This window comes from Ruegeria sp. AM5 (assembly GCF_056540645.1).
The window spans coordinates 897,574-921,358 of the sequence record NZ_JBQFXC010000001.1 but is presented as its reverse complement, the minus strand read 5'-3'; the positions used below and the strand labels follow the sequence as shown (position 1 = coordinate 921,358).

Genomic DNA, 23,785 nt, shown 5'->3' with positions numbered 1-23,785 from the left:
TCGCGTTTATTTGAGGGGCTGCTTTTGCGGTCGGCCCGCACTCCAACGGGTCCAATCGGCGGGTGTATCCAAATCAAGCAGCGCATTCTGGGCGGGCAGGCGATGCAGATGAACCTTGCCCTTGTAGCGTTGCACGACAATCTGCGCGCCGCTGTCACCGTTCAGTTCCGAAAGCTCTGAAAATAGAGAACGATCAAACACGACAGGATGGCCGGGAGCGCCTTCGTCAGTAGCCCCACGCCATATCAGATTGTCAGGGTGGGTTTTGACTGATCGGAGAACACTGTTCAGGTCTTGGGTTGTGAGGTCCGGAAGGTCCGATAACAGGATCATGACCGCAGGTGCATTTGCTGGAACGGAGGCCATTGCGCCTCTCAAACTGGCATTCATGCCTTCTTGCGCATTTGGGATTTCGACCAGTTGAACACCGAGGCCCTCCAGCACCGTATATCGGGGATGTGGGGCCGGGGGCAGGGCGATGATAACGTGACCTGCGGCAAGCGCCCGCTGAGCCACTCGGCGCAGAAGCGGCACGCCTTCAATCGGTTGCATTAACTTATCAGCACCACCCATGCGGCTGGATTGCCCGGCAGCGAGCAGGATGATGGGAATCTGGGTCATTTCGCAAGCATGCCGTCGGTGGATTAATAAGTCATCCCCGCATTCTTGCGCCATCGGGATCGAAAAGTGGGGTCGTGATGACACGCGCTTTGTGCATCTGACCTAGAATTTCAATTTCAACCGCACGTCCCTCGGTGGCCTGTTCAGTCGGGAGGAACCCCATGGCAATCGACTTGCCCGCAAAGTGCGAATACCCACCAGATGTACAGAAGCCGACAACAGCGCCGTCTAACCAGATCGGTTCGTACGCGTTTACATCCGCATCTGCCGCGTCGACCTCAAAAGCCACCAAGCAGCGATCAACGCCAGATGCGCGCTCGGCCTCGGCCGCTGCTCGGCCGATGAAATCACTGTTCTTGGAGAATGAGATGAACCGATCCAACCCGGTTTCTGCCGCTGTATAGTCGGGTGAAAATTCTCGCATCCACGAGCCAAAGAACTTGTCCAGACGCAGACTCATCATTGCGCGCATGCCAAATGGGGTCATGTCATGGGCTTGACCCGCTTGCCACAGGTTCCACCATAGTTGCCGTTGGGCCATTGGGTCGCAATAAATCTCATAACCCAGATCGCCGGTATAGCTGACACGCTGAACGATGCAGTCGGTCATGCCAATTGTCATCTCGCGCACGTCGAGGAACCTGAGCGAGTTGACTGCTTCTCGGGTGCAGGCCGACAAAACCTCGGTGGCCTTGGGGCCTGCGATCTGAAACCCATTCAACCGGTCGCTGATGTTCTCGATGCCCACGCCATGGTCCTGGTTTTTCAGGAACCAGCGCATATGAAATGCCTGACTGCCGTAGGAGGCGGTCAGGTGAAACAGGTCGTCGCCCAAGCCGGAGACGGTGAAATCGCCGATCAGCTTACCTTTATGCGACAACATTGGCGTCAGTGAAACGCGGCCTGGTTTGGGTATGCGGCCCGCCATGATGCGATCCAGCCATGCACGAGCACCGGCACCGGTAATACGGTATTTTCCGAAATTGTGGACTTCGTTGATCCCAACACCTCCACGCACGGCACGAACTTCGCGGCCGGTGGCCTCAAAGGCGTTGGAACGGCGGAACGAGGGTGTCTCGAAATCCGGTTCATCGCCTTGGGCAAAGTAGTTTGGTACTTCCAGCCCGTATTGCTGCCCCCAAACGGCACCGAGATCGCTGAAGATGTCGTACATTGGTGTGGTTCGGTTGGGACGCGCTGCAGGCAGTTCCTCGTTCGGATAAGCGACGCTGAACCGCTTCTGATAGTTCTCGATCACCTTGGGGCGCGTATAGCCCGGGCTGATCCAATCGCCAAACCGCGCCACATCCATGGCAAACACATCGCGTTCGGGTTCGCCTTCGATCATCCATTGAGCAAGGGTCAAGCCAACACCACCGCCTTGGCTGAAACCGGCCATGACACCGCAGGCTGACCAGTAGTTCCGCACGCCAGGCACCGGACCGACCAGAGGGTTGCCATCCGGGGCAAAGGTAAACGGCCCATGGATGACGGATTTGACACCCGCCTCAGCGAGAACAGGGAAGCGTTTGTAGGCGAATTCGATGCTATCGGTAATCTTGTCGAAGTCATCGGGTAGCAATTCATGGCCAAACTCCCACGGGGTGCCGTCGACCGCCCAAGGCTTGCAGGGCTGTTCGTAGAAGCCGATGCACAGTCCACGCCCTTCCTGCCGCAGATAGCTTTCGCCAGCGGGGTCCATCACATGCGGGTGCTCGCTACCTGCGTCGATGATGGCCTCGATCTCGGGTATGTTATCGGTGACCAGATATTGATGCTCCATCGGATGCAACGGGAAATAGATCCCGGCCATCGCACCGACCTCGCGCGCCCACAATCCGCCCGCATTGACGATATGTTCGGCGTGAATTGTACCCTTGTCGGTCACCACGTCCCAAGTTCCGTCCGGGCGCTGGTTGGTCTCGCGCACCATGCAATGTGTTTCGATCGTAGCCCCGCCCATACGCGCGGCCTTGGCGTATGCGTGTGTTGTACCCGACGGATCAAGGTGCCCGTCCAGCGGATCATACAGCGCACCAAGGATGCCATCGGTGTTGGTGATCGGAGCAATTTTTTTGATCTCCTCAGGCCCGACGATCTCGGTCTCAAGACCCATGAATCGGTGCTTGGCGCGTTCGGCGAGCAACATGTCGAACCGGTCTTGATTGTCGGCCAGCGTGACGCCGCCGACGTGGTGCAGGCCACACGACATGCCAGTGATCTCTTCCAGCTCTTTGTACAGCCGGATGGTATAGCCCTGCAGGGCGGCCATGTTTGTATCACCGTTCAGGGTGTGAAACCCGCCCGCCGCATGCCAGGTCGAACCGCTGGTCAGCTCAGACCGTTCCAGCAGCATCACATCCGACCAACCGAGCTTGGTCAGGTGATAGAGGACCGAGCATCCGACAACGCCGCCTCCGATAACTGCGACACGGGTGGTGGTTTTCACGATGTTTCTCCCTCGGCTTTTGGGCGAGCCTGCCGAGGGCTCTGGCGTATTACTGTTCCATTCGCGACACCGCGCGTCGTTTGCTGAATACGCATGCTGTAGGGCTTAGAGAGGACGAACCTTGAGGGCGGTGATCCTGTTGCCTTCGCGGGCCGTGACCTCAAACCGGAAACCGTGGAACGAGAATACTTGGCCCACAATGGGGATCATCTGAGCCTCGTGGATCACCAACCCGGCCAGCGTGTTGGCCTCTTCATCCGGCAGCGACCAGTCTAGCGCGCGGTTGGCGTCGCGGATGGTCATCGCGCCTTCGACCAGATATTGGCCGTCGTCAGATCGGGTAACGGGGACATCTTCGTCGATGTCGAACTCGTCTGCGATCTCGCCCACGATCTCTTCCAGAATATCTTCCAGCGTGATCAGCCCGCGCAGCGATCCATATTCGTCAACAACAAGCGCGAAGTGGCTGTGCATGCGAAGAAACTCACGCATTTGGTCGTCCAGAGTGGTGGTTTCGGGCACGAAATAAGGATCATTGGCAACCTTCGCGATGTCGAAGTTCTTAAGCCGTTCAGGGTCACCATCCGCGCCACCTACCTGCGCATACATTGCGCGGAACAAGTCTTTGGCGTGCACGACACCCACGATGTTTTCCTGTTCTTCACGGAACACAGGCAGGCGGGTGTGTGGGCTTTCCAGACACTGTTTCAGGATCGCCTCGGGTTCGTCATCCGCATCGATCATCTCAATATTCGAGCGGTGAAGCATGATCTCTTCCACCGCGCGGTCGCCAAGATCGAGCGCGCCCAGAATACGGTCGCGATCTTCTTTTTCGACCACACCTTCGGAATGGCCCAGTTGCAATGCGCCAGCGATTTCTTCACGGACCGCAAGGATGTTGCTATCAGGGTCGATCTGTACGCCGAACAGGCGCAATACACCGCGCACCAGCAGTCGGACGGCAGCCACCACCGGAGAGAACACCGTTACGACGACGCTGATAACGGGTGCCACCAAGGCGGCGGCTTTTTCGGCGTTGGTAATCGCGTAGGTCTTGGGCAGCACCTCGGCAAAGATCAGCACCAGAAGGGTCATCACGAGCGTCGCCAGCGCCACACCGCTTTCGCCGAACAGGCGTGTAAACAGGGCGGTCGCCAACGAAGCGGCAAGGATGTTGACAAGGTTGTTGCCGAGAAGGACCGAGCCGATCAGACGTTCGTTATCATCGGTGATTTCCAGCGCTTTTTTCGCCCCGCGCGAGCCTTTGTCAGCCTGCGCTCTCAGCTTGCCACGCGATGATGCGGTCAGCGCAGTTTCGGAGCCCGAGAAAAAGCCCGATAGGACAAGGAGAAGAAGAATGGATCCTGTCGTGATCCAGAATGCGCCATCAAGCAGAGAAGGAGTGGGTTCCATTGGTCCTAGGTTGTTCGTGTTGCTGCATTCGTTATGGGGGTGCGGGCCCGGCCAATCAAGGGGTTAGCCCTGATCTGAGGTGTCGTCTTTGGCCAGCGGGTGGTGTTCCAACACCAGTTCCGACAGGCGTTCATCCAGAACATGCGTATAGATCTCGGTCGTCGCCACATCTGCATGGCCCAACAGCGTCTGGATCGAGCGCAAATCCGCGCCATTGGCCAGCAGGTGCGTCGCAAACGCATGGCGCAGCGTGTGAGGTGTGACTTTTTCAGGCGAAACACCGCCTTCGATCGCCAGTTCCTTGACCAGCAGAAAGAAGCGATGCCGCGTCAGGTGACCGGATTTCCCGCGCGACGGGAACAGGAAACGCGACGCTTGTCCTCCCTTGGAAACGGCTTTTTCCTCGGCCGCATCGCGGGCTTGCAGCCAGTCTGCCAACGCCTCGCGGGCAGGGGGGGACAGCGGAACCATCCGCTCTTTCCCGCCTTTGCCGAGGACCAGCAGCATGCGGGGATCACCTCTGGCTGAACTGACCGGCAGCGACACCAGTTCTGTCACCCGCATCCCCGTCGCATAGAGCAGTTCCATCAGGCACGTGTTGCGAATTTTGTCTGCGTCGGATCGACCCGTGCGCCGCGCTGCTGCAAGCAGGCGGTCAACTTCGGGCACGTCCAGTGTCTTAGGCAATCGCTTGGGGCGCCCTGGTCCCTTGATCTGGATGGCCGGGTTGCTTTCGCGCCAGCCTTCTTCGAAAGCAAATCGATACAATTGTTTGATCGCCGACAACCGCCGTGCCCTTGTCGAGCGCGACAGGCCCTGCGCATCGCAATCGATCAGGTAACCTTCGATCCGATCGCGATCCGCTTCGGAAAAGCCCGATTTCCGACGCGTCAACCAATCAGAGAAATCTTTCAGATCCCGGCCATAGGCGAGCAGGGTGTTGGTGGCGGCGCCAAGCTCAGCAGCTTGCGCTTCGAGGAAGGTGGAAATCCACAGCTCCTGAGACGCGGGCGCGGTCATGCTCAAGCCCCGTTCAAGATCATCAACTGCAACGCGGCCCGACGTGCGGTGTCTTCAAGACCCACGCGGCGGAACGCAGCGATTGCAGCGGTCAGGTCGACCAGATTGCCGCGCGCGCCATGGGCGAACAATTGCATCGTTTCCAGAATGGCTTCGCCCAATTGATCGTTACTCAGCAGCCCGTCGATATCCGAAGGGATGGGCGCGGACCAGGCAAAGCCCTGCGAAATGGCATCCGCCAGAGGGGTTGGCGACGGCGCGCGTTGCGGATCGCCCTGTGCCAGGGCGGCCAGAAACATATTCGCATCGGAACCTTCGGGCACATCTTGCGCCGCGTCTTCATAAAGCTCGGACAACAGCAGAATACGCCACCGCAGATTCTCGGCGGCCGAACCAGATAGTTTCATTGCTGCCAGACGCGGGGCAAAAAGTTCGGCAAACGGAACCTCAAGCCCGACGGTTTTCATCTGAGCCCAGACCTCAACAAGAGTTTTGGAAACCGCCTCGGGATTTCCGGTTTCCAATGCGGTTTCGAACCGTTGGATGGCGGCCACGCGATCCCACACGGCGCCCGAAGCAGCCGGCGAACGTTCGGTATATAGGCCAAGCAACTGATTGGGTGTCAGCGCCCCAATCCGCGTCAATCGTTCAGCAGCTTCGACCTGGGCTTTCCAGCCCGCCACATCGCGCAGATCGGCATTGGCGAACGCCCGTGGCAGTGAAGCCGTGGGCAAACGTTCACCAATGGCTTCGAACAGACGGAACGTAAGCGGATTCGGGTCGTCGGGCTGAGGAAGATACTCAGCCCCTTCGAACAATTCCGGGCTGAGAAAGCGATCGAGCAACGCAAGCTGGTCTTCGGGCAGCACCTGCAGCGCATGAGCGGCTTCGAGTGTCAGAGCAGCTGACGCCCAATCTCCACGACGGGCCTTGCAGAATATTTGCGCTGCGTAATCCCGAGACAAATTCGGCTGCGCGATCAGCGCCGTACAACTCCGGTCTTCGTCACCCGTCAGCAACGTCGCATCGAACCAGCGTTTGAAACGAGCTTGCGTATCGGTCGGACCGGCCAGTTGAACCAGAGACTGTACCGGATCGGATGCGCCCAATTGCATAAGGCGGTCCAGTCGCGCCATAAGCAATTTGTCTTCTGCCTGTCCTCCGCTTGGGGGACGTGCCTCGGAAAGGAGCAGGGTGAACAGCAGCCGTTGCATTGCGGGGTTGGACTTGACCCGCACCTGCCCGATCAGTTCCGCCAGACGATCCGCATCGCTGTTCTGCCACAAGTTGACTGGCAGACCCGTGACGGAAGAGGCCACCAAACCCAACGGAGGCGACAGCGCCTCAAGCGGGGTGACCTGCACGTCCGGCTGTAACCCTGTCTGGGTGACAGGTGGCTCTAATAGCACTGTGCCCGGCAGATTCTCAGGCGGGTCGGTCAGCCAGTCGATGATCGACAAGGGCTCCGTCGATTGTGCCTGCGCAGTTCCGGCCAGAAAAAGCGCCAGAAGAGTAGTCTTAGTCGGCATTCAAGATGACCGGTTCGCGGACTTCACTTTGAGGAGCGGAAAAGTCCGCACCAAAATACGGCCCGACATAGGCATACCCAACCAGCCCGATGAAACACAGGCAGATGAGGTAAATCAGGAACTTGATTAAACGGCCCATGGGTGAACGCTGCCTCAATTTTTGCTTTTGCCCAAGTTATAACTAGCATTTTTCTTAAGATCACGTCATTCACGACGAAATGAGCGAAATTAAGCATAACACGGTGCGTTCCGACACAGCGGCGCAGTTTCAACTGCACAAAACCGTCGTTTTGGTCGGAATGATGGGGGCTGGAAAGACTGCGGTGGGCCGGGCCCTTGCGGCGCGGCTCGGCGTTCCCTTTCTCGATAGCGATTCCGAGATCGAATCGGCGGCCAACATGACCATCCCCGAGATCTTTGCCCGTGATGGTGAGGCGTTCTTTCGCAGCAAGGAAAGTCAGATCATCGGGCGGCTTTTGGACGAGGAAAAAGGCATCCTGTCGACCGGAGGCGGCGCGTTTCTGGCAGAAGGCAATCGAAAAATGATCTCAGATCGCGGTGCATCTGTGTGGTTGCGGGCCGATCTGAACGTGTTGTGGAATCGCGTCAAACATAAAGACACGCGCCCGTTGCTGCGTACGGAAGACCCGTATGCAACGTTGCGCGGTTTGTACGAGGCGCGCGTGCCGATCTATGAACAGGCCGATCTGGTGGCTGACTCAGATGGCGAAACCGCAATCGAAGATATGGTGGATCGGGTGATCTCTGCATTGGTGACGCGCCCTGATATTTTGGAACGAATTTAATGCATCAAACCGTACATGTTGATCTGGCCGAGCGTTCTTATGATGTAGAGATCGGCCCCGGCCTTTTGGCGCAATCTGGGGAACGGATTGCTCCACTGATAAAGCGTAAGCGTGTCGCGGTTCTGACGGATGAGACTGTCGCGGGCCTGCATCTGGATGCACTGCGTGAAGGCCTGGCCTCAGCCGGGATCGAGATGAATGCTCTGGCAATGCCAGCGGGTGAGGCCACCAAAAGCTGGCCGCATTTTGAGCGCGCGGTAGAATGGTTGCTGGCAGAGAAGGTCGAACGGAACGACATCGTCGTTGCGCTAGGAGGGGGTGTGATCGGTGATCTGGCGGGATTTGCTGCAGCAGTGATGCGGCGCGGGGTGCGCTTTGTTCAGATACCAACCTCGCTGCTGGCACAGGTCGACAGCTCGGTTGGCGGCAAGACCGGGATCAACGCGCCACAGGGCAAGAACCTGATTGGAGCGTTTCACCAGCCGTCACTGGTGTTGGCCGACACGGACGTGCTGGGTACGTTACAGACGCGGGACTTTCTCGCTGGATATGGCGAAGTCGTCAAATATGGACTGCTGGGCGATGCCCAGTTCTTTGAGTGGCTTGAAGATAACGGGCCTCTGTTAGCATCCGGCGACATGGCTGCGCGCGTGCAGGCCGTCACACGCTCGGTTCAGATGAAGGCCGATATCGTGGCACGCGACGAGACCGAGCAGGGCGACCGGGCGCTGCTCAATCTGGGTCATACTTTCTGCCACGCGCTTGAGGCTGCAACCGATTATTCTGATCGATTGCTGCACGGTGAAGGTGTCGCCATCGGCTGTGCGCTGGCGTTTGAAACTTCTTCTCGCTTGGGGCTTTGCCCGCAAGAAGATCCAAGCCGTGTCAGGGCGCATTTGCGCGCCATGGGCATGAAGACTGATCTGGCCGATATTCCGGGTGAAATGCCGGATGCAGAAACGCTGGTCGATCTGATGGCGCAGGACAAAAAGGTCATGGATGGCCAGTTGCGTTTCATTATGGCACGAGGCATCGGAAAGGCCTTCGTCACTTCAGAAGTGCCGCGCGAGACAGTGGTCTCGGTGCTTGATGATGCGCTGGCCGCCTGCTGAGATTCAGCGCCCCTGGATTACCATCAGCTCGCCGATGTTTTCGCGGGTGATATAGCCAACCATGTGTCCCGATTTGGTGCATACAGCAATTGCGGGTGCACCTTTATGCAGGCCATTCAGAACTTGGTCCAAACCGCTGGTGAGCGCGACTTGTGGTATGTTCTTATCCATAATCGACGCTGCAGGCTCGGATCGGGGATGGTCGCTTGCTAACGCTGCGAACAGTCGGTCACGGGTGACAAAACCCAAAAGGCTGCCATCCTCGGCCAAGACGGGAAACTCGTGCTGGGTCGTATGAATGACCGCTTGAGCCGCCGTCGCCAACGTATCATCGGGCGACAACGCCTTGAACTCGGTGATCATCGCATCCCGGGCCTTAACACGCCGCGCAACCGAACGTAGCGCAACGTCCTGGTTTTCGGAATTCGCGGCAATGAAGACAAAGACGGCGATCAGAACCAGTATCGGGTTGCCAGAGGTCAGCCCCAGAAAACCAAGCCCGACCGCTACGATCTGACCGCCAAGGGCGGCGATCCGCGTGGCCTTGGCACGTTCCATCTTCATACATAGCAAGGCGCGGAATACACGCCCGCCGTCCATCGGAAATGCCGGGATCATGTTGAAGGCCGCCAGCAGCAGATTCACATAGGCCAGACGGCTCAATAGGTTCGTGCCTGCCGAGTCGATCTGGGCCAGCGATCCAAGTTGTATCCCCGCGCCTAAAACCACGAGGATGGCCCAGATGACGACGTTTACGGCCGGGCCTGCTAAGGCGACCCAAACCTCCTGCATCGGTTTTTCTGGCATCCGCTCAAGACGTGCCAGTCCACCGATTGGCAGCAAAGTGATATCAGGGGTGCGAATCCCGTATCGCTTTGCCATGAGCGCGTGACCGAATTCATGCGCGACGACACAGGCAAACAAAGCCAGAACGAACAGGATGTTGTTGAGCGCAGCGGGCCAACCGCCGCTGGAATACGCTGCAAAACCAACCCAGGCGAGCAGCAGGAAGAAGGTGACATGGACCCTCAGTTCCGAGCCGAGCAATCGGCCAAGTGAGAAGGACCATGCCATGTTGTTTCTCCGTTTGGTTTAGAACGGAATCTCGTCGTCATCGATGCCGCCGGATGCAGGGGCAGGGGCGCTGGACTGACCACCATAGGGATCACCATAGCCTCCTCCGGCCTGACCACCGCCATAGCCACCACCACCGCCGCCGCCTTCACCGCGGGCATCCAGCATAGTCAGCTCGCTGCGGTAAGGGCGCAGGACAACCTCAGTCGAATAGCGATCCTGCCCCGACTGATCCTGCCACTTGCGGGTCTCTAACTGGCCCTCGACATAGACTTTGCTGCCTTTACGCAAATACTGCTCGGCAACGCGAACCAGAGGTTCCGAGAAGATGGCGACTGTGTGCCATTGGGTTCGATCCCGACGCTCACCAGTGTTGCGGTCTTTCCATGTCTCTGATGTTGCGATGCGCAGGTTGCACACCTTACCACCGTTCTGGAACGATCGCACCTCGGGGTCGGCACCGAGATTGCCGATCAGAATGACCTTGTTGACTGAACCCGCCATATATTCCCTCGTTTTACTCTGACTGGATGGCGCCCGAATCTGGCGCTGTATTCTGCTGCTGACCCTATACGGGCTACGACTTGGTTGAAACATGATTGATCGTGCAACGGTGAGCAGGAAAACATTAGGACTGTCTTAACCAAGCTTTCATTTCCGGCTGATTTAATTATAATCTGATTGGTTGTTGAGGGTGCAGGATTGGCATTAATGCGTTTTCTGGTCGGTGGTATCTCGGTATTGGGTCTTTGTCTGACGTCGTTCGCGACGCAGGCAGAAACGCTGTCCACCAAGAATCGCAAGGCGATATTCCTCAAGCAATCCAAGGTTTTGGATAATCGGGCCGCTACGCAATATCGCGGCTCTGAACGGCTTAAACCCAAGACCGAGCGTGGGAAATTCGTCAAGCGTTACACTGGTAACTACCGGGGCCAGTATCTGGATCATGCCAGAAAAGCAGCGCGGCAACATAACGTGCCGGAAGAACTTTTCCTGCGACTTGTTCAACAAGAAAGCGGGTGGAACCCGAATGCCAAATCCCACAAAGGGGCCTTAGGTCTTGCGCAACTGATGCCCCAGACCGCGCGGCTGCTGGGCGTCAATCCGCACGATCCGATCCAGAATCTGGAGGGTGGTGCGCGTTATCTTTCCTGGCAATACCGCAAGTTCAAGTCCTGGCGCCTTGCACTGGCAGCTTACAATGCAGGGCCCAAAGCAGTTGAAAAGCACGGCGGAATTCCACCCTACAAGGAAACCCAGAACTACGTAAAAGTGATCTGGGGGGGCTAGCTGCGCCGCAGCGTGTCTGTTTCTTGATCTACCGCCAAACGCTGTCCTAGTCTGATTGGATAACCTTTCGGACTTGTGCGAATTACGATGATCCAAGATCGACCCAACATACCACCCGAAACAATGGCGAACTGGCAGCGTTTGGTCGACCTTGTTTCGCAGCTGGCCGATGTGCCCGCCACTTTGATCATGAAGACCGAAGCGCCGGATCATGCGGTTCTGATCACATCGGATCATCCAGAAAACCCATACCCGGTCGGCATGAATTTTCGACTGAACCCCAAGCTCTATTGTCAGGGCGTTCTGGAACGCGACGGCGAATTTGTTGTCGAGGACGCAACATGTGACCCGGCCTGGAGCGACAATGAGGACATGGAGCATGGCATGTCCTTCTATATCGGTTTTCCGCTGAAGTGGCCGGATGGTTCGGTATTCGGAACAATCTGCGTCTTGGACCGTCACCGCAATCGCCGGGCCTTGTTGTTTCGTGAAGGTTTGGCACAGTTTGCGCGCATGGTTGAATCGGATTTGGCTTTGATCCAAGAGGTTTACCTGCGCCGAGCGCTGGAAGTGAAGTTGAATGAAACTCTGGCGCAACTGGAGCACCGCGTCGCGGCGAGGACGCGGGAGCTGCAGGAAACAAACACGGCGTTACGGGTGCTGTTGACCAGTTTGGACGACGATCGGAAAGACCGGGATCAGGATATCGTAGATCAGGTTCGCACGATGGTGTTGCCTTATCTGGACAAGTTGCGCGGGCTATTGACCGAAGGTGACGCCTCGAAAGTTTATCTGGAACTGGCCGAGCGTAATCTGCAAGAGATTACTTCAATGATTTCCGACAAGCTTTCGGATGCGTTTTCGGTCATGACGCCGACCGAGATCGAAATTGCTCAGCTGGTCATGTCGGGCAAAACCACGAAAGATATCGCCCGGGCGATGTCGCGCGAAACTTCTACAATTGATTTTCATCGTAACAATATTCGTCGAAAACTTGGCCTCGAAGGCCGTGATCAGAACTTGCGAAGCCATCTTTTGTCGATTTCGTGATTTCTGAATATGGGGATTTCCCCCATATTCCCCCCCGATTTTTCTGATCTGAGCAACCTGTGCCACGCGCGCTAGGCTGGTCGCAAGGGTGCGGACCAAGCCGTGCCTTTTCAACTCGGGAGGATAAAAAATGGATCGCAAAGATCTGAAACCCACAATTCTAAACGGAGAACGCGACACATTGGCAAGTGGTCTGTCGCGTCGATCGTTCTTTATGGCTGCCGGGGCCGCCGGCGTCGGTGCAGGGGCCTCACTGTTGGGTAGCAAACCGGCCGAGGCGCAATCGCAGGCCTGGCTGCAGCCTGGCAATAATAACCACGTAATCGATCTACAGGGCTCGACTGGTCAGGCAAGCACGGGAGCGGTTGGAATCGATTATTACGGTCACTGCGCGATCAAAATTACCTCTCCAAACGGAGCGACCGTGTTGTTTGATCCTTGGCGCGATGATCCCTCCGGCGCATGGGGCCTGTGGTTCCGCAACGAGTTCCCGCAGATCCCAGTTGATATCACCATGTCCACTCATGCTCATTTTGACCATGACGCTATCGAGCGACCAAGTTCCACAATGGTTTTAGACAGGATGGCGGGCATTTTTGAATTTGCTGATCTTAAGATCACAGGTTTTGCTGACAAACATGCCTGCGTTGCGCCGGGTTGGTACGAATGGACCAACGCCTTGGCCGAGTTTGGCGCGGAAGCTTGTCCGCCCAACAACGTCGGACATATGGACATGGTGGTCTACCTTGTCGAAACCGGAGGCATTCGCACCTTGATCTGGGGCGACAACCGCCACAATCCGCCTCAGGAGTTCTGGGATGCTATAGGACAGGTAGACGTGCTGACTTTGCCCGTCGACGGATCGGAACACATCCTTAGCTTCGATCAGGGCAACGATATTGTCGCCAAGCTCAAGCCCAAGATCATCATCCCGACGCACTACCTCAATGAGGTTACGTCATACACGCTTACGACGCTGCAGGCCGCAGACGATTGGGTCAAAAGCCAGCAGAGTTACAAGATGCTCGACAGCGCCAGTCTAAAACTGGAAGCCGGAGATGTGGCGGGTATGAACCAGGAGTTCATGCACTTCGGCAACAACGTGATGACGGGCTGATTACGATCAGAAACTGCCACTCACCCACGACCTGCGTCGCCTGTCTCCCCAATAAACGTGACGCAAATTGAAAGGGCCGGTCTTTGACCGGCCCTTTTCTTTCGTTCGTGCGGATTTATTCGGCCGCAATTTTGATAACCGGCTCCATTTTGGCCAGAATGTCTTCGGCAAGATGACATTTCACCTGATGACCATCCGCAAGTGTTTGCACCGGGGGCACATGGGATTCGCATCGCCCATCCGGCACTTCTGATTTCCAGCGACAGCGTGTTTGGAACGGGCAACCCGGCGGCGGATTCATGGCCGAGGGGATATCGCCCTCAAGCACGATGTGCTGCTTTTCGATCGATGTGTCCGCGATTGGAACCGCACTTAACAATGCCTCAGTGTAGGGATGATAGGGTGGGCTAAAGACCTGATCGGTGGTGCCCAGTTCAACCACATGCCCCAGATACATCACCATCACACGGTCACTGAGATAGCGTACGATTGAAAGGTCGTGACTGATGAACAGCAGCGTGGTTTTGTGCTCGCGCTGAATCTCCATCAACAGGTCCGTAACGGCAGCTTGTACGGATACGTCCAGCGCCGAAACCGGTTCATCCGCAACCACGATCCGTGCATCACCGGCAAAGGCGCGGGCGATACCGACGCGCTGCTTCTGACCGCCTGATAGCTGGCGTGGCATCCTGTCCGCGAAGGCGCGGGGCAATTTCACGAGATCCAGCAGTTCCAGCATCCGCTTCTTGCGATCGGCCTCGGAGTCACCGACGCCAAAGATTTCCAGCGCCCGGATGATTTGACGGCCTACGGTCATCGACGGGTTCAGCGTGTCGAACGGGTTCTGAAACACCATCTGCACTTCGCCAACGGTCTTGGCGTCGCGTTCTTCGATGGGCACGTCCTCGATATTGCGATTGTCCAGCAGGATCTGCCCGTCGGTGGCCGTTTCCAGCCCCATCAAGACCTTCGCAAAAGTGGATTTGCCGCAACCGGATTCGCCGACGATGGCAAGCGTCTCGGATTCATGCGCTTCAAAGCTTAGCGTCTCATTGGCCTTGACCACTTTGGTCTCACCACCGCCGAACAATGCATTCGCAGCCACCTCATAGTATTTCTTGAGGTTATCCATTTTCAGAACAGTCCGGCCAATCTCGCCTTTCTCTTTCTGCTCACTAACGGTGATTGGCGCGTTCCAGTCGATTTCCTGAAATTTCAAGCATCGCGTATGGTGTCGGTCGTTGCCCGGTACCGCCTCCATCAGGATATCCTTAGCGTCACAGCGGCCTTCTTCGAAATAGTCGCAGCGCGGACCAAAGTTACAGCCCGGAGGCCGCTCATGAGGCAGGGGAAAGTTACCCGGTATGGCCACCAGTGGGCGCGAGTTCTTGTCGGCGCCCGGCAGCGGGATCGAGCGGAACAGCGCCTGTGTATACGGGTGCTGCATCTCGTCGAATACATCTTTGATCGAGCCACGCTCGACGGCTTCACCTGAATACATCACGCACAGCCGGTCGCAGGTTTCCAGCACCAGACCCAGATTGTGCGAAATGAACAGCATCGAGGTGCCGTATTTCTTGCCCAGATCCTTGACCAACTCGACCACGGCGGCCTCGACCGTCACGTCCAGAGCGGTTGTTGGCTCATCCAAGATCAACAAGGCAGGTTTCGACATCAGCGCCATAGCAATCACGATCCGCTGCTGCTGACCGCCTGACAGCTGATGCGGGAACGAGTTCAGCATCCGCTCAGGGTCGGGCAGGCGCACATCGGTGACCACTTCCAACGCACGAGCATAGGCCTCTTCGGCACCAACGCCCTCATGAATCATTGGCACTTCCATCAGCTGTTTGCCGATCTTCATCGCCGGATTCAGCGATGCCATCGGCTCCTGATAGATCATCGCGATTTCATTGCCACGAATGTCGCGCAGCTCTTCGGTGGTCATCTCGCCCAAATCGCGGCCTTTGAACTTGATCGAGCCGCCAACGATGCGCCCGTTCTTGCCCAGATCCTGCATGACACCCAGCGCCACGGTAGATTTCCCACAACCTGATTCACCCACCAAACCGACGGCTTCGCCGGGTTGCACACTGACCGAGAAATCCATCACGGCAGGGATCTCACGAAGGCGGGTAAAGAAGGAAATCGAAAGCTTGTCGATCTCCAGGATTGGCCCGTCATAATCCGCCAGTTTGTTCATCTTATTACTCCTCGCGAGAGTCCGGGGGTTCCCCTTCATCTGGCTAAAAAATATCTCGGGGGTCCGGGGGCAGAGCCCCCGGCCTCGATCACAATCAGTCCTTCAGACTTTCTTCGCGCAGACCGTCCGCCAGTAGGTTCAAGCCAAGAACCAGCGACAGCAATGCCAGCGCGGGCGGCAGTGCGGGATGTAGATAGATCGACAGAAGCTTGCGCCCCTCGTTGATCGTCGAGCCCCAGTCCGGGCTTTCCGGTGGCAGCCCCAGCCCAAAGAAACCCAAGGTTCCAAGCAGGATGGTCGTGTAGCCGATGCGCAGGCAGAAATCGACGATCAGCGGACCACGCGCGTTGGGCAGGATTTCCCACAGCATGATGTACCATGGACCCTCGCCGCGCGTTTGGGCCGCAGCCACATAGTCGCGAGTTTTGATGTCCAGCGCCAGTCCGCGTACGATGCGGAACACGGTCGGAGAGTTCACGAAGACCACCGAGACGAACACCACCAGAATACCGCCTGGAATATCGAACAGATCAAGGTAGGTCGGCAGACCCCAGATGCGGTAGCTGTCGGTGTTGATGATGTAGCCACCGGTCGAAATCAGCGACAGGTAGAGCCAGAGCGCAACACCCAGAACCCCGATCAACAAAGGCGTTCGAAAACTGGGACGCGTATAGAAACGCGAATTCAGCAGAACGCCGAGGAAGATGATCGGGAACACGAACAGGATCGCGGCCATATAGTTCGGCACGCCGGTCGCTACGATCTCGGGCGTGACCAAAAGGTAGAACAGCAAGATCACGGGAAAAGCCAGGATCAGGTTCGCGAGGAATGACAGGAGCGTATCCAGACGCCCGCCATAGTAGCCTGCGGGTAAACCCAGAGTGATACCGACCATGAAGGCAAACATCGTCGCCAGCGGCGCGATCTGCACGACGATCCAGGCACCTTTAACCATACGGCTAAAGACGTCGCGCGCGAGGTTATCTCCACCCAGCAAATACCAAGCGTATTGTCCATCCTCCAGATTGGGAAGCGGGGTGCCCGGCACCTTGTTCTTCATGCCCGAGACCTGCGACAGGGGATCGTGGGTTACGATCAGATCGAGTGCGCCAAATATGCCGGTGAACACCCAGAACATCACAAGGCCAAAGCCGATCATACCAATGGGGCTGTCGAACAGCTTGCCATATAGGCCCAGCTTGCGCTTGAACGCAATCGACATCGCATAAAGGATGATCAGCGACAGCCAGACGGGCAGAAACTGCTGAGAGATAGCGCCGATGATGCCAGCACTGGTCCCCATCAGGATGCCAAGGACAATGTACGCCACCGCAATTCCCACACTTGCCAGAAAGCTATAGCGCAGCGCCGATTGTATCAGGATTCTCAGGCCAGAGCTCGAACTGAGCGTCCCATCGGCATTCACAATCATCTGATCTTCGGGCAGCACGATACTTGCCAGCATCCAGACAACGATGGACAAAAGCATCAGTCCCAACGCAAGCATCAACAGCGGGTTCAGGAAGGCGATAGAGCCGGTCCAGGTAAGTGGTTCCATGATCTATCCCTCCTTACGAAATGCGGATGCGCGGGTTGAGGTAGACATAGCCGATATCCGAGATCAGCTGCGTCACCAGCACCACAAAGACCGACACGACCGAGATCGCCAGCAGCAGCTGGATGTCATTGTTGCCCGCTGCCTGTACAAGCGCCCAGCCAAAGCCCTTGTAGTTGAACAGGGTCTCGACGATCACGACACCATTCAGCAGCCATGGGAACTGCAGCATGATGACTGTAAAGGGCGCGATAAGCGCGTTGCGCAGCGCGTGTTTCATGACGATGTTCGGGAATGACACGCCTTTCAGACGCGCCGTCCTGATGTATTGCGCCGTCATCACCTCGGTCATTGAGGCGCGGGTCATCCGGGCGATATAGCCCATCCCGTAAAGCGCGATGGTCAACACTGGTAAGAAGAAATTCTCAAATGTCGGGTTCTCCATCGCCTGAGTGGCGGTGCCTTTGAACCATTTGAGTCCGACGGCGGAGGATGTGAAGATCGCAATGAAGATAACGCCCGAGACGTATTCTGGGGTCGCCGTCGTCGTGATGGCAAAGGTTGAAAGCGTCCGGTCAGTGGCCGAACCTTCCTTCATCCCGGCCAGGATGCCCAGAATAAGTGCCGAAGGGACCATCAGCAGCATCACCCAGAACATCAGCCGTCCGGTCAGTGCCAGCCGGTTGCCAACAACGGTAGAGACCTCTTCCTTGAAGACAGTTGAATATCCCCAGTACCCCTGCAGGATACCGCAGAAATTCGGAGATTCCTCGGCAGTTTTGCCTGGCAGGATACATCTACCCTGAACGGTACCGTCCTCATTCGTGTGTCGGAACGAGGGCAGGACACCGAGCCATTCACCGTATTTGATCGGCGTGGACTGGAGGTAGCCGTTTTTCTCCAGATAGCTTTCGACCTGTTCATCAGACATCCTGAAATTGCCCTGCGTCTTCGCAAGCTTTTCCAGGTTCGGGTAGAGATTGGTAAGGAAGAAGACCAGGAATGTCAGGCACAATGCTGTCAGCAGCATAATCCCCACACGCCTAAGAATAAAAAGTCCCATGTTAGCCCCTGTTGATCGGCTGGCGTGACAGGCATTTCGCCCCACGCATTGCTATTATTCTGGTCGCCGTATTGAGGACGAAGGGCCGCGCCAGATTGGCGCGGCCCTTGTAGGTTTCGGCTTAGGAAGTCAGGCCGAACTTATAAAGCTGCGGCAGGTCCGCAATGTGCTTTTCGACACCGACCATATTGTCGCGGTGGTGACGCATCGCGGTCCGCCAATAGGGCTGGATGACCACGCCTTCGTCGATCATGATCGCCTGCAGCTTCGCCATCACCTCACGGCGCATATCGACATCCGCGATCGAGTTCGCCTCGGCCAGCAGCTTGTCGAACTCTTCGTTGGCAAAACCAGATTCGTTCCAAGCGACACCCGACTTATACGCCAGTGCCAGAACCTGCGTGCCCAGCGGGCGGTGGTTCCAGTTGGTCGAGGAATACGGGTACTTGGTCCAGTCGTTCCAGAATGTCGAACCGGGCAGAACCGTGTGCTTTGCCTTGATGCCCGCATCGTTCAACTGAGCCACTACCGCAGCCGTGGTATTGCGACGCCAGTCATCGTCGATCGACTGCACTTCGTGTTCGAAATCGCCCATACCCGCTTCGTCCATCAGCGCCTTTGCGCCTGCTGGATCGTAAGGGATACGCGTCACAGCCGAGTCGTACTCGGGGTGCATCGGGCCTACATGACAGTTGTCGGCAGTGATGCCGTAGCCGGACATGCCAAGTTCAAGGCAGACGGCGTTGTCAACTGCCATGGCGAGGGCCTGACGGACCCTCTTGTCGCCGTAGATCTTGTTGCCATCGGCGTCTTCAGCCAGCTGGTTGGGGCGAATTACGATGGTAAAGCCCGATGGGATTTCCGAGCGGACAAGCCCAATACTGTCAAAGATGTCGACAAACTCGCCAACCGATTCCCAGTTCATATCGATCTCTTCGGCCTCATAGGCGGCCAGGAAAGCGGCAGGGTCAGTGCCATAATCGATGAATTCGATCCGGTCGATATAGCCGCCTTTACCAGCTTCGTAGCCCCACCAGTCAAAGCCTTCGTTGCGGACCAGAACGCCCTTCACGCCGACCTCATGGCTTTCGGGCATCATGAAACCCGTACCAACTGGGTTGGACAGCATATCATTTGCATCAAAGCTGCTGTGTACAATTGCACCCGGATAATCTGCCATGCCGGGGATGATTGTGATATCCGGCGCGTTGCACTTCAGCTTGACTGTATGCGAGTCGACAACGGTGATGGCGCCATCTGCGGCTTTCTGAGTGCTCTCATCCATCAGTGAGGCCATGCGCGAGGCCATCGAGTTCCCTTCCAGAGACCCGTCGCACCAACCTTCGATATTGCGAGCTACGTCTTCGGCAGTGAAATCGTCACCATTGTTCCACTTCACACCTTTGCGGACGTTCAGCGTGTATTCGGTGGCGTCATCATTGGCTTCCCAGCTTTCCAGCAGCATGGGTTTGAACGAGCCGTCATTATTGTATTCGACAAGATATTCCAGCCAGCCAGCCGTGAAGGTTGCGATCTGCGTCCAGTCATATGTGCGCGGGTCTTTCAGTGCGCGCACTTCCATTTGATAGCGGATGGTGCCGCCACGCTGAGGTTCGGCAGCGGCTGCCGGTGACTGCAGGCCAATCATGCCATATGCCGTCGGTACGGCAACGCCCAGCGCGGTTACACGGGCCAGAAATTCACGACGGCTCAGATTGCCCTCACGATATTCCTTGGCGTGCATCTCTGCCGCCCAATGCATCGGCTTTCCGTTGATTGTCTGGTTTTCCATAGATGTCTCCCTGTGACACATAATTTTTTTAGATTTCGTGTTTCTGATTGATAGAGCCGGGCACTACAGGGACCGTTTGGTCTCGGTTGGTAGGGCCACGGGCTTGGATTTACGATTTATCAACATCCCCATAGCCGCATTCGGCACCAGTTTTTTCCCTGCGTCAATGTTGGAAATCGTCATAGATGGTACAAAAACGACATCCGGGCAGAAAGTGAGGTTCGGAAAGTTTCAATGTGAAAGGAAACGAGACACGTTGTGACGGATAGATGGATATATATCTATCTCTCACCATGGTGCTGATTAAGGCGTTGTTATATTGGGCTTTATCGTATCCGGCGACTGCAGCCTTCAACACGCAGCGTCAAGGTGATGCCAGAACTTCATGCGCGCACGGAACCATGTGCGTTGGCGCTTGGCAAACTGACGTGTCGCGATCGTCGCTTTTTCGCGCGCCTCATCCAGTGTCATGCGGCCGTCCAGGTAGCCCATTAGCTCCGGAACGCCGATCGCTTTACAGGAGGGAAAAGAGGGGTCATAGCGATCGCGCATGGCCTCCACTTCCTCTATAGCTCCTTGGTCCAACATCAGGTTGAACCGCCGGTTGATGCGATCCAGAAGCCAGTCTTTTCTGGCGTCGAAAACAATCGGTGCCGTGTTTTGAATATCCAGTATCGGGGCGGGTGTGTCAGCCTGCCATTCCGAAAGGGATCGCCCGGTTGCGCTCTGAACCTCCCAGGCGCGCTGAACACGCGCGCGGTTTTGGGTATCGATCCTCTGCAGGGTCAGACCGTCCAAACCCGCGATTAGTTCTTGCAACGGCAACTTATCCGCGTGTTCCCGGATTTCCGGCGGGGTTGCGGGGATATCGGCCATCCCCTCGGTCAGAGCTGTGAAATACAGACCGGTCCCTCCGACGATTATCGGACGAGGGCGTTGCGACAGCATCGGCGTGACCTCTCGCAGCCAATGACCAGTCGAATAGGTCTGGTCATAGGCAACATGCCCATACAGACGGTGCGGTGCGCGGGCCTCATCCTCGGGCGAGGGGCGGGCCGAGATAATACGCCAGCAGTCATAGACCTGACTGGCATCGGCGTTGACAATCACGCCTCCGAAACGCTCGGCGATCAACAGCGCCAGCGCCGATTTACCCGAGGCAGTGGGCCCGGCGATCAATACAGGTTTGTCATAGGGAATCGACGGCAATTGCGCCAAAAGCCGGTTCTCAGAGTTGTCGGCCATGACTGGTTGCCCCGTTCCTGACTATCCGCATTGAACCTGCGGAGGTTTTGCTTCATTTTGCGCCGGAAAATAACCCCGTGCCAGCCCGGAGCGCAACATGAGCCTTTCCCCTTCCGTCGAGACCACCGAGACCCCAAAAACAACATATGACCGTGTCATGTTGAAGATTTCCGGCGAGGCGCTGATGGGAGATCAGGGATTCGGACTGCATCCGCCCACCGTTCAGCGCATCGCGCAAGAGGTCAAATCGGTTCATGATCTTGGTGTTGAGATTTGCATGGTCATCGGTGGTGGCAATATCTTCCGTGGTCTGTCTGGTTCGGCGCAGGGGATGGAGCGTACGACAGCCGACTACATGGGCATGCTGGCGACTGTCATGAACGCGCTAGCGATGCAATCCGCGCTGGAGGGGGTAGGGGTCTTTACACGTGTAATTTCGGCCATTCGGATGGATGAGGTGTGCGAGCCCTACATTCGCCGCCGTGCTGTTCGTCACCTTGAGAAAAAGCGGGTTTGCATCTTTGCCGCAGGAACCGGGAACCCCTATTTCACCACCGATACCGCTGCGACTCTGCGCGCTAACGAAATGGCGTGTCAGGCGATCTTCATGGGCAAGAACGGTGTGGATGGCGTTTATGACAAAGACCCCAAGGTACACTCGGATGCAGTGCGCTATGATCAGGTTTCCTATGACGATGTTTTGGCCAAGCGGCTGCGCGTAATGGACGCATCGGCCATTGCGTTGGCGCGCGACAACAATCTGCCACTGATCGTCTTCGGTCTGGATGAACCCGGCGGGTTCCGCGGCATCCTGGCGGGTGAGGGGACTTATACCAAAGTTCAGGGCTAATGCTGATTTGAACAACACTGAGCCGGGCATCTCTGCCCGGCATTTTCCTACTTAAAAGAAACTAAGCCCCCGCGTGGGCCAATGTCTTCGTCAGTGCACGCATTGCGTGGCGGCAAAAAATACCATTAACGCAATCACTTGACCCAACCTTCTACCTCTGGCTATCTGGCCGGGTCTGCTGGTGGTGATGGGGCCATCATGGGGGCTGCCGTCGATCCTTACCCGTTCCAAGGACCTGCGGCTGGGCTGGAAGACCTGCCTTGTTTTCGGGGATGTCCGGACTTTGCGCGGGCAACAACCCGGACTGTAGTGCATGATAAGGGAGAGAGATGCGATGGGCGCTCTTGATATTGAATTCGTTCGGGCACAATTCCCGGCCTTTTCGGAACCCAGCCTTCAAGGACAGGCCTTTTTTGAGAATGCAGGTGGGTCCTATACCTGCAAACCTGTGCTTGATCGGTTGAGCCGGTTCTACATCCAGCGAAAGGTTCAGCCCTACGCGCCCTATGAGGCGAGCCGTGCGGGTGGCGCGGAAATGGACGAAGCACGAGCGCGACTTGCCGCGATATTGGGGGTGGAAGCAGATGAGCTGAGCTTTGGCCCTTCGACAACGCAGAACACCTATGTACTGGCTCAGGCATTCCGGCAGTGGATGCAGCCGGGCGAAGCGATTGTCGTGACCAATCAGGACCACGAAGCAAACTCGGGGCCCTGGCGGCGATTGGCCGATGAGGGGATCGAAATTCGGGAATGGAAGATTGATCCGGAGAGTGGGTCTTTGAACCCGCAAGATTTGGAGAATTTGCTGGACGAGAAAGTGCGGCTGGTGTGCTTTCCGCATTGCTCGAATGTTGTTGGGGAAATCAACCCGGTCACCGAAATCACCGCGATCGCCCATGCTGCAGGTGCTTTTGCCTGTGTCGACGGGGTTTCTTACGCACCGCACGGGTTCCCCAATGTCGGTGATCTGGGCCCTGATATCTATCTGTTTTCCGCCTACAAAACCTATGGCCCGCATCAGGGTTGCATGGTTATTCGACGAGCTCTGGGTGAATTGCTGCCCAACCAAGCGCATTATTTCAACGGCGACACTCTTTTCAAGCGGTTCACACCAGCCGGGCCTGACCATGCTCAGATCGCGGCCAGCGCAGGCATGGCGGACTATGTGGACCTGCTTTGTACCCATCATGGCGGACCGGAAGCAGGAGCTTCGGCACGGGGGTCCTTTGTGCATGATCTGATGCGGGAACACGAGGTCGCTCTGTTGCAACCTCTGCTGGACGCGGTCAAAGACCGGAACGCTCTGCGCCTGATCGGACCGTCTGATGCCAGTCGGCGCGCACCGACGGTAGCGTTAAGTCTGAATAAGAAGGCCGAGCCTGTTGCTGCCGAGCTTTCCAAACACGGTATCATGGCAGGTGGCGGTGATTTCTACGCACATCGCCCGTTGCAAGCGATGGGCGTTGACGCAGAACAAGGGGTCTTGCGCCTTAGCTTTACACACTACACCAGTCGACAGGAAATTGATCAGCTTTTGGAGGCGCTTGACCGCGTTTTGTGATCCAGTTTCTGCGGCGCTTCGTAGTTCGAAGAAAA

The 23,785-nt window shown here is 56.8% G+C and carries 21 protein-coding genes; 8 read left to right on the top strand and 13 right to left on the bottom strand.

The window, feature by feature from the left end; translation table 11 throughout:
* Positions 1–6: 6 nt before the first annotated feature.
* The 6 genes from ACR0AH_RS04690 to ACR0AH_RS04665 form a co-directional block, all read right to left on the bottom strand.
* Complete coding sequence (locus tag ACR0AH_RS04690) at positions 7–621, bottom strand: nucleotidyltransferase family protein (protein WP_170510351.1); 615 nt, start codon at positions 619–621, stop codon at positions 7–9.
* Positions 622–652: 31 nt separating this feature from the next.
* A complete protein-coding gene (locus ACR0AH_RS04685; RefSeq protein WP_480590654.1) occupies positions 653–3,070 on the bottom strand; it encodes a GcvT family protein in 2,418 nt (805 codons plus the stop codon).
* A 105-nt stretch (positions 3,071–3,175) separates the two neighbouring features.
* A complete protein-coding gene (locus ACR0AH_RS04680; protein ID WP_170393312.1) occupies positions 3,176–4,483 on the bottom strand; it encodes an HlyC/CorC family transporter in 1,308 nt (435 codons plus the stop codon).
* A 63-nt stretch (positions 4,484–4,546) separates the two neighbouring features.
* Positions 4,547–5,503, bottom strand: a complete 957-nt coding sequence (locus tag ACR0AH_RS04675) for a site-specific tyrosine recombinase XerD (protein WP_170563074.1) — start codon at positions 5,501–5,503, stop codon at positions 4,547–4,549.
* A 2-nt stretch (positions 5,504–5,505) separates the two neighbouring features.
* Complete coding sequence (locus ACR0AH_RS04670) at positions 5,506–7,032, bottom strand: hypothetical protein (RefSeq protein ID WP_480590652.1); 1,527 nt, start codon at positions 7,030–7,032, stop codon at positions 5,506–5,508.
* Entirely contained in the window at positions 7,022–7,171 is a 150-nt protein-coding gene (locus tag ACR0AH_RS04665) for a hypothetical protein (protein ID WP_170510340.1), read from the bottom strand. The genes ACR0AH_RS04670 and ACR0AH_RS04665 overlap by 11 nt, the downstream gene beginning before the upstream one ends.
* Before the next feature lie 79 nt (positions 7,172–7,250).
* On the opposite strand from ACR0AH_RS04665, the gene ACR0AH_RS04660 reads away from it, so the two are divergent.
* The gene (locus tag ACR0AH_RS04660) at positions 7,251–7,838 is read left to right on the top strand and encodes a shikimate kinase (protein WP_170731981.1); all 588 of its coding nucleotides are present in this window, start codon (positions 7,251–7,253) and stop codon (positions 7,836–7,838) included.
* The gene (gene aroB, locus ACR0AH_RS04655) at positions 7,838–8,950 is read left to right on the top strand and encodes a 3-dehydroquinate synthase (protein ID WP_480590650.1); all 1,113 of its coding nucleotides are present in this window, start codon (positions 7,838–7,840) and stop codon (positions 8,948–8,950) included. Before ACR0AH_RS04660 ends, aroB begins: the two co-directional genes overlap by 1 nt.
* Positions 8,951–8,953: 3 nt before the next feature.
* On the opposite strand, the gene ACR0AH_RS04650 is transcribed toward aroB, so the two are convergent.
* On the bottom strand, positions 8,954–10,024 hold the full coding sequence (locus tag ACR0AH_RS04650; protein ID WP_170510331.1) for a site-2 protease family protein: 1,071 nt from the start codon (positions 10,022–10,024) through the stop codon (positions 8,954–8,956).
* A gap of 18 nt (positions 10,025–10,042) precedes the next feature.
* Positions 10,043–10,528 carry a single-stranded DNA-binding protein gene (gene ssb, locus ACR0AH_RS04645; protein ID WP_170393305.1) on the bottom strand — a complete coding sequence of 162 codons (486 nt, stop codon included), beginning with the start codon at positions 10,526–10,528 and terminating at the stop codon, positions 10,043–10,045.
* A 207-nt stretch (positions 10,529–10,735) separates the two neighbouring features.
* On the opposite strand from ssb, the gene ACR0AH_RS04640 reads away from it, so the two are divergent.
* The 3 genes from ACR0AH_RS04640 to ACR0AH_RS04630 all read left to right on the top strand — a co-directional run bounded on the left by ACR0AH_RS04640 (position 10,736) and on the right by ACR0AH_RS04630 (position 13,481).
* Positions 10,736–11,314 (top strand): lytic transglycosylase domain-containing protein, encoded by a 579-nt coding sequence (locus ACR0AH_RS04640; RefSeq protein ID WP_170405293.1) that lies wholly within the window; start codon positions 10,736–10,738, stop codon positions 11,312–11,314.
* 87 nt (positions 11,315–11,401) lie between these two features.
* Positions 11,402–12,364, top strand: a complete 963-nt coding sequence (locus ACR0AH_RS04635; RefSeq protein ID WP_480590648.1) for a LuxR C-terminal-related transcriptional regulator — start codon at positions 11,402–11,404, stop codon at positions 12,362–12,364.
* A gap of 130 nt (positions 12,365–12,494) precedes the next feature.
* Positions 12,495–13,481, top strand: coding sequence for an MBL fold metallo-hydrolase (locus ACR0AH_RS04630; protein ID WP_480590646.1), 987 nt, complete (start codon positions 12,495–12,497; stop codon positions 13,479–13,481).
* 115 nt (positions 13,482–13,596) lie between these two features.
* On the opposite strand, the gene ACR0AH_RS04625 is transcribed toward ACR0AH_RS04630, so the two are convergent.
* The 5 genes from ACR0AH_RS04625 to miaA form a co-directional block, all read right to left on the bottom strand.
* Positions 13,597–15,684, bottom strand: coding sequence for a dipeptide ABC transporter ATP-binding protein (locus tag ACR0AH_RS04625; RefSeq protein WP_480590644.1), 2,088 nt, complete (start codon positions 15,682–15,684; stop codon positions 13,597–13,599).
* 94 nt (positions 15,685–15,778) lie between these two features.
* Positions 15,779–17,242: an ABC transporter permease subunit gene (locus ACR0AH_RS04620; RefSeq protein WP_170393300.1), complete on the bottom strand. Its 1,464-nt coding sequence runs from the start codon at positions 17,240–17,242 to the stop codon at positions 15,779–15,781.
* A 13-nt stretch (positions 17,243–17,255) separates the two neighbouring features.
* Entirely contained in the window at positions 17,256–18,302 is a 1,047-nt protein-coding gene (locus ACR0AH_RS04615; RefSeq protein WP_170393299.1) for an ABC transporter permease, read from the bottom strand.
* Positions 18,303–18,423: 121 nt separating this feature from the next.
* Positions 18,424–20,094: an ABC transporter substrate-binding protein gene (locus ACR0AH_RS04610; RefSeq protein ID WP_170393298.1), complete on the bottom strand. Its 1,671-nt coding sequence runs from the start codon at positions 20,092–20,094 to the stop codon at positions 18,424–18,426.
* 351 nt (positions 20,095–20,445) lie between these two features.
* Positions 20,446–21,339 (bottom strand): tRNA (adenosine(37)-N6)-dimethylallyltransferase MiaA, encoded by an 894-nt coding sequence (gene miaA / locus ACR0AH_RS04605; protein WP_480590642.1) that lies wholly within the window; start codon positions 21,337–21,339, stop codon positions 20,446–20,448.
* A gap of 97 nt (positions 21,340–21,436) precedes the next feature.
* Here miaA and pyrH point away from each other — a divergent pair, with 97 nt between their 5' ends.
* The 3 genes from pyrH to ACR0AH_RS04590 all read left to right on the top strand — a co-directional run bounded on the left by pyrH (position 21,437) and on the right by ACR0AH_RS04590 (position 23,750).
* Positions 21,437–22,189, top strand: coding sequence for a UMP kinase (pyrH, locus tag ACR0AH_RS04600; RefSeq protein ID WP_170405311.1), 753 nt, complete (start codon positions 21,437–21,439; stop codon positions 22,187–22,189).
* 138 nt (positions 22,190–22,327) lie between these two features.
* Positions 22,328–22,537: a hypothetical protein gene (locus ACR0AH_RS04595; protein ID WP_170645933.1), complete on the top strand. Its 210-nt coding sequence runs from the start codon at positions 22,328–22,330 to the stop codon at positions 22,535–22,537.
* The gene (locus tag ACR0AH_RS04590) at positions 22,524–23,750 is read left to right on the top strand and encodes an aminotransferase class V-fold PLP-dependent enzyme (RefSeq protein ID WP_480590640.1); all 1,227 of its coding nucleotides are present in this window, start codon (positions 22,524–22,526) and stop codon (positions 23,748–23,750) included. The genes ACR0AH_RS04595 and ACR0AH_RS04590 overlap by 14 nt, the downstream gene beginning before the upstream one ends.
* The last annotated feature ends 35 nt before the right edge of the window (positions 23,751–23,785 follow it).